Genomic DNA, 12,207 nt, shown 5'->3' on the forward strand with positions numbered 1-12,207 from the left:
AATTTTTTTTAAATTTAATTAAATGACCTGAACTCCATAAAACAACCCTATCCTGGCGTTCTCTGGCAAAATTCCAGACAAAGACGCTTGCTTGCTGCTTTTTTGTGATCTGAATCTTCTGTTTTACCCGTATTTAAAATAAGGAAAAGCAGATATAAAAATGTCTTCGATCATCTAATTGGCCAAATCGTTATTTTCAATTTTTCTCCTTGTACTTTTAATCTCATCCCTAAGCTTTCCAAATTTATACGTGATATTGAAACTAAATGACCTGTAATAATCCCTGACATAATTATTCTGATAAAAATCAGTTCCGATTGTTTCCGTAACGGCTTTTCTGAATGTATTAAAAGGGTTATTAACGGATGCTGAAAATGACATTTGATTATTTAGAATACTTTTGCTGAAACTGAACGATGAGCCTGTAAAAGCATTGGTCGTGCTTTGAAGCCCGGCAGGCATTCTACTGTTCAGTTCAAGATTTGAACTGGCATTCCAATGATTTTCAAACTGATAACTGGCTGAGAGATAAACATAGTATGTAAAAAGATTATTTTCAACTTCAATATTGTTGATTTTACCCTTGATAAAGAAGAAGGCCGCATTTCCGTTGACCCCAAAAGTAAGTTTCTTGGTAACAGGATAATTCAGGTTATAATCCAGACCGAGCCGGCTTACGTTGCTTGAATTTTCATAGGTGGTGTTGGTAATATTTGTCGTAGGATTATAGGTTGAAACTTTAAGGTCAGTTTTATTAGAAAATGAATACCCCAATCCAAGATTCAGACTGATCCTGTGGTTGTAGGAATAATTCGCCATCAGATCATTATTGATAACAGGCTTCAGGTAAGGATTTCCACTGACCTGGATATAAGGATTCGATTGATTGACAAATGGATTCAGACGGTTGATGCCCGGTCTTTTAATTCGCTGTGAAAATCCGAAGTTGATACCGTGATGTTCTTTCCAGGTTTTACTGATGGATATATTCGGAATCAGATTCAAGTAATTCTGATTAACCAGGGTATCGGTAGAAGTAAAATTGACATTCGTAACCGTGCTTTCCACTCTTAATCCCGTTTGGAAATTCCATTCTAAAAAACTGAACTTTGTGGTGACATAAGCTCCGTAAATATTTTGTTGGTTCGAAAATTCATCCGAATTTAGAAGGCTTTCCGGAACGGTTGTGTATTGACTGCTGTTCTTCCTGAGTATGGCTTTTATACCGGTTTCCAGATAGACTTTTTTAATGTTCTTTACGAAATCGACCTGAAAAGTATTTTCATTATTTTGATTATCATTATTCTGATTGATAGTATTGGACATATTGTTCAATCTATTTTGAAAATCCGTAACACTGTTAATACCATAATCGTAACTGTTGAACCTGTAAGACAACGTCAAAAGCTGGCTTTTATCATTTCTGAACCCCATCTGATAATTGAAAGAAGCCTCAAAACCTTTTCCGTTACCGTCTGAATTGCTGATAGAATTAATATTTTCTTTGAGATTGTTTTGCTGGAAAAAACCTGAATTAAAATGGTCTTTTGCTGTGTTGTTGGCAATATTTGAACCCAGCTGAATGTTCAACAGATTCAGACTATCGATTTCATAGCTCGCATTAACATTGAAATAGCCTCCGTTTCCTTTGCCTGAAGTACTTCCATTCTGAAATAGATTATTGGATACGGTGTATTGGGAATTTTGATAACTGATCTCAGGACTGTTTTTAAGATAACCACCGCCATAAACAGAAATCCCAAATTTATTGCGTTGAAGATTCATTGAAAACCCAGCATTGTTTTCCTGCTTTGGAAACCTTGAGCTAAGATTGACGGATGCATTGTAACCATCCTTCATTTTCTTAGCTGTAATAATATTAATAAGCCCAGATACTCCTTCAGCATCATATTTTGAGGAAGGATTAGTTATGATCTCGATATTCTGAATCGTGTTGACAGGCATACTTTTCAAAAAATCTTTGGGACTGTTCGTCAGAAGCTGTGTTTCTTTTCCATTGATCAGAATTTTAAAGTTGGTGTTTCCTTTGAAAAGGATGTTTTCGTCAGCATCCACAGACAGGTAAGGCATTTTTCTCATCATTTCCAGCAGATTCTTGGATTTGCTTTCCGGATCCGACTGCACATTGTAGACCAACCCATCAATTTTTGTTCTGATCAAAGGTTTTTTTCCTTCAATAACAACCTCCTGAATCGAAGATTCCTGATTTGATATAAGAGAATCTTTTACCTGTTCCTGAGCATTCAAACTGTTGAATAAAAAGATAAAAGATAGTACTGCTATTATTTTTGTTTTCATAATTATTATTTTAAAATTTGGGCATAAGTATCCTGAGAACAAGATTTTGTTCTTTAAAAAAGTGGAATGTTAAGATTGATTAAAGAGAAAAATTATTTCTTCTTATTTTTCATCAGGAAATAGTAGCTTAGGAAACCCAGTGAGACGAAGATAGTCATCACACCATAAGGAAGCGGCGAATCTTCATTATAAGGAAGAAATTCCAAAACGATTAAACCAATTCCTCCAAACAATAGGATGATCCCCCATTTCAGCATTTCAGATCCGAAGTCTGTCAGATTATTGAGGATAATGAACATCTTATCATCTATATTTTCTTTGTTCAGTATCTTCTTTTTAAGGTCATAATTTGTTAAGACTACGATTACAACGGAGATTGCAATTAATATTGCGATCATTACTATAAAGGGTGCAAGATGTTTCATTGTGGATGATTTAACCAATAGACAAATAAATGCATTTCAGGTTACAAAATTTTAAATATATTAGAAAATTGTAACCGATCTCCAATTCAGCTGTCTAATAGAATATGTTCGATGAAGACAAAGTCATTTCTGATATTTTAAAAGGCAATCTGAATACTTTTCAGATCGTTGTCAAACAGTATCAGAACCTGGTCTACTCTATTCTGAACAGGATGCTGACAAATGATGAGGATATCGAGGATATCGGTCAGGAAGTATTTATGAGGGTTTTCGAGAATCTGAGGTTATTTAAGAAAGAATCCAAATTATCAACCTGGATTGCCAGGATCACCTATAATATCGCCATTAATTATCTAAAAAAAGAAGTTAATAAAAAGTATGATAATTTGGATCACAGTATTGATTTTCAGTTTTCTTCAGAAACACCGGAATCTAGGCTGATCGGAAAAGAATTCGATGCCTATCTGAATAAACTGATCCGTGAACTTCCGTTGCAGTACAGAACGGTGATCACGCTGTATCATCTGGATGAGCTGACTGTTCAGGAGGTTCAAAAAATTACAAAATTTCCTGAAGGAACCATAAAAGTATATCTGCTGCGGGCCAGAAAATTATTAAAAGAAAAATTACAGAAAGATGGATATCCCTAAAAAAAAGATCAGCAAAGATCAAAAAGAAAATACGGCCAATCAGCAAATTTCAGAAGTTGATTCAGAAATTTACGATTTTCTGGACAGCGAATTGGAAAAGGGAAACCCCAATGGATTTTCATCAGGATTTTCAAAGAATATCATCCGTAAAATTGAAACAAAACAACAGCGTAAGTTGAATATAAAGATGTATACCCTTATCTCAATTTTAGTATTAATAAGCATTTCTTTATTGATCAGTTTTCTCAATACAGAATTTATTTCAATGTTATGTACTGTTTTTCTGCACTACAGATTTTTAAGTATTTTTTTTCTCGTTACAGTAGTCTTAATACAGTTTGGTGAACGATTGATCAACGCCAGGAAAGGAATCAATTGATTACCTATAAAAATGTATGCTTTGTATCCATGTAATAAAAAGTCAACTCTGTTTGTCTCTATAGTATGAAAATCCACATATTGTTGTTATTTATTTCATTACAGGTTTGCGCCCAGCAGACCAGGGCCCGTGTTGATGAAATCATTAACAGAGAAATGAAAGAACGGAAGATCCCGGGCCTGCAGATTGCCGTTGTACAAAATGGAAAAATTGTTTTAAGCCAATCCTATGGAGCTGCCAATCTGCAGTATTCTATTCCGGTTACCAATACAACCATTTTTCCGATCAACTCCAATACAAAGGTTTTCACCGGGGTTGCGGTGATGCAATTGGTTGAACAGGGTAAAATTAATTTGAATGATCCGATCAGTAAATATCTGGATCATCTTCCCGATGAATGGCAGAAGATCACTATTGACCAGCTCCTGACCCATATTTCAGGGTTGCCTGACATCCTGCAACTTCTTGATCCAGCCACGGGTAATATTGGACCATTGAAGAATGAATCAGCAATTTGGGAAAAATTGAGAACACTCCCCCTGGATTTTAAAGCAGGCGAACAATTCAGTTACAATCAAACCAACTATTATCTGTTGGGGAAAATCATTGAAAAAATCTCCAAAGAACCTTTTAGCGCCGATTTCAAAAAAAATCAGTTTCAGATTGCTCATCTTACCAATACAGTATTCGGAGATTCGAGGGACATTATTCCCAACTATTCGGCATCTTACCGCTATAACAATTTTTTCGATGGCAGAAAAGGAGAGGCAAAACTTACCAATACCTACACAGAATTTCCGGATTTCGTCCGGACCGGAGCTGGCCTCAACAGTACTGCTGAAGATATGGCGAACTGGTTCATCGCATTACAAGCCGGCCGTCTTTTCAAAAACCCGGCCACTTTAGAGATGATGTGGTCACCAGGTCAATTCAATAATGGAACACCGACCAACTGGGCAAGAGGCTGGGGAATTACAAAACCACGAAAAAACCACAGAGCAGTCGGAATGTCCGGCGGTAACAGATCTGTCATAATGGTATATCCTGATGATCATATGGCCATTATCGTATTAACCAACCTCGCAGGAAGCGCTCCCGAAGACTTTGTTGAAGAAATTGCAGGTTGCTACGATCCTGATATTGTGAAGGCAGATCCATTGACCTATTTAAGAAAAAATCTGAGAGAAATAGGATTCGGTAAAGTAATCGATTTTGTAAAAACAGAACGAAAAACAAATCCTTCATTTACTCCCAACGAATCTGAGCTGAACGATTGGGCCTACCGAATGATGGCCAATAAGCAAGAAAAAGAGGCTTTGGAAATTTTCAAGCTCAATGTTTACCTATTCCCGAAGAGCTGGAATGTATATGACAGTTATGGAGAAATTTTATTGAAGATGGAAGATAAAAACAAAGCCATTGAGATGTACAGAAGATCCATCCAATTAAATCCGGAAAATGAAAATGGAAAAAAAATACTTAAAAAACTGCTTTCGGAATAAGTCTAATCGTACAAATGGTGCTGAAATTATTGTATCGCCCGTTATTATTGGTCTCCGGAAGACAGGGCTTTTGTTTCACAGCAGGACCCGGTTCTTAATATAACGCTTTATCAGAAAATTTGAAATCCTGTATTTTAGGCAGCGGTCTTATGATAACTCTCTTTTTTCTTATTTTCAGTGGTTTGGCTGAACGTAATTTTTCATCAGTTTCGATCCTGACCCCTGTAACCAGATCAAATTGAGTTTCCGTGAATATTGTATTTTCATCGGTATATCCTTTTGTCGCATTGTTAGTGATCCTGGTAACATGAATCAATTCAAAATTACCATGGTTATATTTGAAATCGCAGGTTATATTTCCACCTTTGATTTCACTCCACATTTTTAGAGTTCCATCTTCAATCATAAAACTGGGAATCTGATAGCCATTGAATTTTCCTTTTTTCTCCACAGGATATTGCGGTTCTATGATCTTGGACGAAGATACTGCCAAAATTAATCTTCCATTAGGCTGAGACAGGAAAATCTGTACTTGTAATGGTCTTGTCTTATCAACGGTATCCATCTTAACCGTTACCCTATCCGCTTTTCCATCATTATTCAAATCACCAGATTCTTCCCTGACCAGATGGGTATAATTATTTTTGATCTTACTGTTTTGGGCTGGTAAACTCACCGGAACTGAAATAAAAAGGAATAAGGAGTACACGCAGATGATTTTCATTTCGTTTGATTTTGGCTGTTTTTTTTCATTTCACCTAAAAGTTGATCAAGAAAGCTTTGCTGTTGTACATCGTCCTTAAAAAAGCGCTGATAAATTACACTGCAATCCGAGATATCAGCAATATTTTTTACATTAAAGCTCCAGTCATCCGGATTTTTGACGAGAACTCCTAATTCCCCCTCACAACTTTGCCACATTTCCGAAAACCGGGTTTTCTTTTCATCACGTAATTGTCCAAAATCGGGGCTGACAGAATATCCCTTCATTTCAGGATTGGAAAATTTCATGATCATATACACAGGGACGCCGCCCCAATCGATCGTTTTCCCTTTCGGCAGCTCAATAACAATCAGTTTTTTTTCATCCATAATCCGGTCCTGCTGTCCTTTCCGGAAAAGCTGTTCCTCATAGGTCAGTTTCGTTCCTTTCGGCAATTTTAAATTTTTAACCGTCAAAGGCCCGGTGGTCATGAAATAAGGGTAATCAGGCGCCCTGCTTCCGTTCGGGTTTCCCATACTCCTCAACCCCTCCAGCATGAGCAGAACTCCAATCGCTAATGAAGCGATCAATGCTAATATTCCTATAATAATGTAATTTCTTTTTTTCATTAGTCTTCCAGATGTGTATTGGCAATGGTGATATTATTGAAATTCCCGACCGCAATCTCCTTATTTGCAATCAGGCTAATTTACTTTATTTTTTATGCTGAACCAGAATTATTTCAGGCTGTTGAACTTCTGAGGATTGGTATTAGAAATTTTACTTCGTTATGCAGCCATACAACCGGTGAATCCTTAATTTTTAGAATGCTGTCTGATACATGATCAGGGATTGGGTTTAATACTCTGCGCTTTTACATTAAAGAAGATTGTTATCAACTCACATGGAACCTGAATGCCCTGATTCAGGAAGATGTTGCAATACTGCCGCTGAATCTTCTAATGCTAAAATCAAAACTTCAGAGCGCAGCTGAGAGGTTTTATGGACACAGCATTCTTTCTGTTCAGATCAACTCAACTTTTTGCTTAGCCCCCAACTTTTGCCCTTAATCCGACTTCTGTAACTGATCCTCCATCCAGTTCATACAGCAATAAAAAAGGGACAGTCCTTACTAAAGACTGTCCCAAGTGACCCCGGAGGGATTCGAACCCCCAACCGTTGGAGCCGAAATCCAATATTCTATCCAGTTGAACTACGGAGCCATTTTGTATAGATGATGATTGATGATTTATAAATGATCATTCATCATCTATCAATTATATCTAGAATGTAATCTTCACCCCTCCCAGTACCTGTGCACCTAAAACTTTATAGCCTTTGTACGTCTGGTACTTTGAGCTCAGAAGATTATTTCCGAGTGCAAAAATACTAAAATTTTTGTGAATTTTATACTCTGCGGAAAGATTTAAATCAGCATAACCGCCAACTTTATCATTCCGGTCTTCCGTAGACCTGAAGATCATCCCGGAAGGTGCCGCTGGAGTCTGAACCGCTTCTATGGCATAAGAATTTGTGGTTCTGTCACTTGCGAAAATTCCTTTGAAGCCTAATAAGAGTTTTTTATCCAGCATGGTATACTTGGCTCCTATGCTTGCGGTAAGCAAAGGAACGTTATAAATATCTTCATAATTTTTCAGATCGTACTTCTGAAATCGGATTTCTCCGTCTAAACTCAGGTTGGCCAGCGGAAAATACTGTACGCTTCCCTTAATATCACTCACATTTCCGTCGTCATAAACAGCCGAAAAAGTATTGGCAAAATTGTATGCTGAACGGTTCAGGGTATAATCATTATCGAACAGCCCGTTAGCCTGGAAGAACATCATATTTCTTATTTTTCCGTAGCCTGCGGAGAAATCGTATTTTACCGTTTCATCAAAATCCCCTCTTAAACCTGCATAGAAATGGTACTGGGTTTCCGTAGGCCTCAGATACTGGTCAGAAAGAATAAAAGGATTCTGCTGCAAAAGGTCTGAATAGGTATTGAGCTTCAGGCCGCCGTCTACTCCACCGTAAAACTTGAACTCCTGGGCTGCAGCCAGCTGGAATTCAGCCTGCGGGAACCAGTAGGCTTTGTTATTCTTCATCTGTTCAGCCATAAGGGCATTATTGTTCTTGGCATTCAGGAAGGTAAATGATGAACCTAGCATCAGATAGGATTCGCCTTTTCTGAACGTTAATTTCGGTGTCAGGTTCGTGTTGAAAAAGCTGGATGAATTTTTATCCCTGATAGCAAAATCCGTCTTTACGGTTTCCAGGCCTACCCCAAGGTCCGCATTCATCACAATGCCGGATTTACCCAGCTCCACTGCGTGCTTTGAGAAATTAGCCAGAATAGAAACCTGGTTTTCCTGAGCATCGAAATGGTCTTTTACGAAGGATGATTTTACCCGTACGTCATTAAGGATCTCATTGGAATAAAAATCATAGTATCCGTTCACCTTAAACTGATTGACTTTTTGCTTCAGGTCCACATCCGCAGAAGGCTGTAAGGCATAAATTCCATAATAATTATAGTTGTCCAGATCGTACTCCGCATTAAGATTGAATTTACCTTTATCGCCGTAGGAGTTCAGGAATGCCCCTATAGTAGCGGTGCTCTGCCCTGATTTCCAGTCATAATCTTTCTTAAGGCCGTTGGTAGAGAGCACGTGTACATCCCCTCCTACTTCCAGTTTATTTTCCAGGGTCTTGGAAATATTGGCATCCCCCAGGATTTTACCGTAATTCCCCATTCCGAACTGGAAATAATTGTTCTGGGCCGTAGCATCAAATTTAGGTGCCACATCTTCGCCCTGAATGGTTGAGGTCTTAAAGTCTGAAACCGTAGGAACATCTGTAATGGTATAGCGTACCGGGTTCTGGGATTTTTCTTCCGGCGGGTAGTTTTTAATCACTTCCACGGAAGTCTTCTTTTTCTCGATCTTCTTTACTTCCGGTTCCCTTTTTTTATTAAGAATCAGTTTCTCTTCCTTGATCTGGGAAAAGGCTGCTGATGAAACCCCTAAAAATATGATGGATAAAATTTGAATCTTTCTGTTCATTTCTTTGGTTGTATTAATGTATCATGTCAGATGCGCACTGCATATCATCTTAAATCTGGTGCTCCGCGTTCTGTATGGTACAGGGTACAATATTACTTTTTAATCTGTTTTTTCACTTCCCGGGCCTCCGCTACGATATCAGGGAAATCCTTATAGTTTTCGATAATCTGGTCACAGGTATAACTGGCCTGGTAGTTGTCTTTAAGACCCAGATAATTTTTCGCCATCACCACCAGCGCCCTGGCTCCCCAATATTCTTCTGAAGCATAGTTATTGGCCAGCTTAAAGATGGTTTCATTGGAAGATTTAAATGCTTTTGCCTTATTCTGGTAATAAGCTTTTGCATACAGTGATTCTGCTGCTACGGAAGTATTGGATGATTTTTCAAGCGCTGCATAAGCAGATTGTGCATCTTTATCTTTTCCGGCATTCATCAGGCTTCTGGCCTTAATGGCTTTAGCGGTTTCGATCACAGCTGCGGAATTTTTCGCATTTCCGATAACGGCATCCGCCAGCTTCTCTGCCTGGGAGAAATCTTTTTCCTCTGCATAGATTTTCATGAGCTCTACGTTGGCGTAATTCCTGATGCTCACATCTGAAGAATTCCTGATGCTTTCCAGTGACTTTTTGGCTTCAGCTGTATTTCCCTGGGCCATATAGATCTGGGCAAGACGGGTCTGCGCATCATCCTGATAGTCGTTCTGGACACCTGCCACTTCCTGTAGGACCAGTAATGCCTTTGTACTGTTGCTGGTCTGGTAATAACTTTCGCCCAGCTCATATTTGGCCTGGTACAGTCCTTCTCCGGTTGGGTTTTGCGTCAGGTATTTTTCGTAATACTGGATGGCATTTTTGTAATCCTTCTTCGTGAAATACTGCTTGGCCGTAGACAGGTTGATCTCATCAATTTCAGAAGCGTCTACATTTACGCCTAAGTTTCTAGCAAAGGTTTCGTAACCTGATACGTCACCGTTCTTGGTGAATATTGGTTTCGCTGCCTGCACAATTTTTTCTGCGTAGGCTGTATTCTTATACTGCTCTCCCAAAGCTCTCAGTTCGGAAAGTGCTTTATCATTTTGGTTCAGGTCGATATAATTCTGTGCCCTGTAGATCGATGCATTCGCTACCAGGTCACGGTCGGAGGACGTTTTGATCACTCTTCCGAAATAGTCATTGGAATTGGAGAAATCATCCTGCGCCGCATAAGCGGTACCGATTTCATATAATGCATCGTCATAATACTCGGAATCCGGATATTTTGACAACAGGTTTTTCAGGCTGTTGATTTTAGCCTGCGTATCGCCTTTGAAGCCCAGTGCCATCGATTTCTGGAACAGCGTGTAGTCTGTAGCATCTTCGGTCTTGTCGTAAATGGCAATAGCGTCATTCAGGTCATTATTGGCGTAATAAATATCTGCCAGACGGAGTTCTGCGTCGTTTTTGAATTCAGGTTTCGGATTGTTCAGGTACTGCTTGAAATACGTCTGCGCCTGATCGAATTTCTTCGATTTAAAATAAGCATATCCCAGGTCATACGGCAGCTGCTGTTTTTCCGGGAAATTTTCATTCGTAAGTTTTTCATAACGGGCAATCGCTGAAGGATAGTTTCCTTTCTGATAGTATACCTGGGCCAGCCAGTACAGAGCCCGGTTATAAAATTCCTTATTGATATTGAATTCAAGGCTTCTTAAAAAGTATTTCTCAGCCTCATCGTAATTGCCTTTGTTAAATTCCTCCGTACCCAGAAGATAGGACACTTCCTGATCGATCTTGTCAATGTCACGGGATGAATTCTGCAGCCTGTCAATCGCATTCAGGGTTTCTTTATAGTTCCCGGAATACAGGTAGGATTTCACCAGCATAGACCGCATTTCAGCCAGGTTGGCTGCGTTCGGGTTCTGGGTAATATAATTCTGGATAACCGTTGACGCACTTTCAAACGGGTTACCGATGTCATAGCTCAACTTAGCATACTGCTCATGGGCCAGCCTTTTTACCTTGGCATCGTAATCCATCTGGTAAGAAGAACGGAATGCCGAAAGGGCTTCCTGCTTTTTGTCTACTGCGAGGTAGGCATTTCCCAGCTGGTAATAAGCATTCTGAGCCAGAGCGGAATTGCTGTTGATCAGCTGATTATAATATGAAACCGCTTCATCATACTTTTTAAGCTGTGCCGCTACAAAGCCTATTTCATACAGGTCGTTCTCAGAAGGGTTCTGCTGAACGCTCAGGTAATCTTTGAGGTGGGGATACGCTTCGGCATATTCATTTTTCATGAAGTAGCTTTCCCCGATGATCTTGTGGACCTCAGCTTTGTAGGATTCAGAAATATCTTCGTTCAGCAAGGCATTTCCTTCTGCAATGGCTTTGTCATAATCCTTATCATTATAGTACATCTGTACATAATACGGACGTACCAGCTTTGAATATTTCGGCTGGTCTTTTATAGAATCAAAATAGCGGAACGCCTGGTCATTCTGACGGTTGGAATAGTACAGGTGGCCAAGCATATAAGCGATATCGCCTCTCTGGGATTCATCTGCAGATTTATAGGCTTCTTCCAGGGCATCGGTAGCCCCTTTGGAATCCCCGGTCATGAATTTGGCATAACCGAGTTTAAGAATATACTGCGTATTTTCCTCTTTAGATAACTGGTACTGGTTCACTTTGCCTAAAGTTTCCAGAGCCTTTTCAAAATCCTTTTTAGCCAGGTAATAATCTGCCAGCGGTAAATTCGCCTGGGCAAAGTAGGCTGAATTGGGATATTCCTTGATAAAGGCAGTCAGCCCTTCTTCCGCATGGTTTTTCTGAAGGATGACCCCAATTACCTGATCAAAAAACTGAGCAGCTTCTTTTTTGGACCTGGACAGATTCTGATTGTAGAAATATTGTCGCGCATATTCATACTGGGAAGCATTGTATATTTTGGTCTGGTAGAGGTTTTCGGCTAAGTTGAATCGGTAGTTTTCTCTTTGCGCAAAGTACTGAGACTGTTGCGCCCCGGCGATCCCGAAATAGAATACGGCAGCCGCTAGAAGTATTTTTTCTGATTTCATTCTTTTTTGAATAAAAAAATTAGTCTGTTATGTCAACGAAAGTATTGAAAACTTATTGTTTAAACAAGCGCAATGGAGGATTTAAAGGAAAAAAGGAGAAAATTTAGC

9 protein-coding genes and 1 tRNA gene are annotated in these 12,207 nt (G+C 39.1%); 3 read left to right on the forward strand and 7 right to left on the reverse strand.

Going from position 1 to position 12,207, the window contains the following annotated elements; all coding sequences use genetic code 11:
* Positions 1-174: 174 nt before the first annotated feature.
* A complete protein-coding gene (locus CGB83_RS03485) occupies positions 175-2,319 on the reverse strand; it encodes an outer membrane beta-barrel family protein (RefSeq protein WP_100074541.1) in 2,145 nt (714 codons plus the stop codon).
* Positions 2,320-2,411: 92 nt separating this feature from the next.
* Positions 2,412-2,744: a DUF6249 domain-containing protein gene (locus CGB83_RS03490; RefSeq protein WP_100074542.1), complete on the reverse strand. Its 333-nt coding sequence runs from the start codon at positions 2,742-2,744 to the stop codon at positions 2,412-2,414.
* A gap of 104 nt (positions 2,745-2,848) precedes the next feature.
* Here CGB83_RS03490 and CGB83_RS03495 point away from each other — a divergent pair, with 104 nt between their 5' ends.
* The 3 genes from CGB83_RS03495 to CGB83_RS03505 all read left to right on the forward strand — a co-directional run bounded on the left by CGB83_RS03495 (position 2,849) and on the right by CGB83_RS03505 (position 5,275).
* On the forward strand, positions 2,849-3,394 hold the full coding sequence (locus CGB83_RS03495) for an RNA polymerase sigma factor (RefSeq protein WP_100074543.1): 546 nt from the start codon (positions 2,849-2,851) through the stop codon (positions 3,392-3,394).
* On the forward strand, positions 3,381-3,773 hold the full coding sequence (locus CGB83_RS03500) for a hypothetical protein (protein ID WP_100074544.1): 393 nt from the start codon (positions 3,381-3,383) through the stop codon (positions 3,771-3,773). Before CGB83_RS03495 ends, CGB83_RS03500 begins: the two co-directional genes overlap by 14 nt.
* 65 nt (positions 3,774-3,838) lie before the next feature.
* Positions 3,839-5,275 carry a serine hydrolase gene (locus CGB83_RS03505; protein WP_100074545.1) on the forward strand — a complete coding sequence of 479 codons (1,437 nt, stop codon included), beginning with the start codon at positions 3,839-3,841 and terminating at the stop codon, positions 5,273-5,275.
* A 94-nt stretch (positions 5,276-5,369) separates the two neighbouring features.
* Here CGB83_RS03505 and CGB83_RS03510 read toward each other — a convergent pair whose 3' ends face one another.
* From CGB83_RS03510 to CGB83_RS03530, 5 genes are all read right to left on the reverse strand, one after another.
* Positions 5,370-5,999 (reverse strand): hypothetical protein, encoded by a 630-nt coding sequence (locus CGB83_RS03510; RefSeq protein ID WP_100074546.1) that lies wholly within the window; start codon positions 5,997-5,999, stop codon positions 5,370-5,372.
* Positions 5,996-6,607 carry a YfcZ/YiiS family protein gene (locus CGB83_RS03515; protein ID WP_228420071.1) on the reverse strand — a complete coding sequence of 204 codons (612 nt, stop codon included), beginning with the start codon at positions 6,605-6,607 and terminating at the stop codon, positions 5,996-5,998. The genes CGB83_RS03510 and CGB83_RS03515 overlap by 4 nt, the downstream gene beginning before the upstream one ends.
* A 520-nt stretch (positions 6,608-7,127) precedes the next feature.
* Positions 7,128-7,201, reverse strand: a tRNA-Arg gene (locus CGB83_RS03520).
* Positions 7,202-7,261: 60 nt separating this feature from the next.
* Positions 7,262-9,043 carry a TonB-dependent receptor gene (locus CGB83_RS03525; RefSeq protein ID WP_100074547.1) on the reverse strand — a complete coding sequence of 594 codons (1,782 nt, stop codon included), beginning with the start codon at positions 9,041-9,043 and terminating at the stop codon, positions 7,262-7,264.
* A 92-nt stretch (positions 9,044-9,135) separates the two neighbouring features.
* The gene (locus CGB83_RS03530) at positions 9,136-12,099 is read right to left on the reverse strand and encodes a tetratricopeptide repeat protein (protein ID WP_100074548.1); all 2,964 of its coding nucleotides are present in this window, start codon (positions 12,097-12,099) and stop codon (positions 9,136-9,138) included.
* Positions 12,100-12,207: the final 108 nt, after the last annotated feature.

The sequence above is a fragment of the Chryseobacterium camelliae genome (assembly GCF_002770595.1).
Lineage (GTDB): Bacteria > Bacteroidota > Bacteroidia > Flavobacteriales > Weeksellaceae > Chryseobacterium > Chryseobacterium camelliae.

Coding starts and splice junctions, on each gene's coding strand:
- CGB83_RS03485 (WP_100074541.1), bottom strand. CDS start 2,319: ATGAAAACAAAAATAATAGCAGTACTATCTTTTATCTTTTTATTCAAC.
- CGB83_RS03490 (WP_100074542.1), bottom strand. CDS start 2,744: ATGAAACATCTTGCACCCTTTATAGTAATGATCGCAATATTAATTGCA.
- CGB83_RS03495 (WP_100074543.1), top strand. CDS start 2,849: ATGTTCGATGAAGACAAAGTCATTTCTGATATTTTAAAAGGCAATCTG.
- CGB83_RS03500 (WP_100074544.1), top strand. CDS start 3,381: ATGGATATCCCTAAAAAAAAGATCAGCAAAGATCAAAAAGAAAATACG.
- CGB83_RS03505 (WP_100074545.1), top strand. CDS start 3,839: ATGAAAATCCACATATTGTTGTTATTTATTTCATTACAGGTTTGCGCC.
- CGB83_RS03510 (WP_100074546.1), bottom strand. CDS start 5,999: ATGAAAATCATCTGCGTGTACTCCTTATTCCTTTTTATTTCAGTTCCG.
- CGB83_RS03515 (WP_228420071.1), bottom strand. CDS start 6,607: ATGAAAAAAAGAAATTACATTATTATAGGAATATTAGCATTGATCGCT.
- CGB83_RS03525 (WP_100074547.1), bottom strand. CDS start 9,043: ATGAACAGAAAGATTCAAATTTTATCCATCATATTTTTAGGGGTTTCA.
- CGB83_RS03530 (WP_100074548.1), bottom strand. CDS start 12,099: ATGAAATCAGAAAAAATACTTCTAGCGGCTGCCGTATTCTATTTCGGG.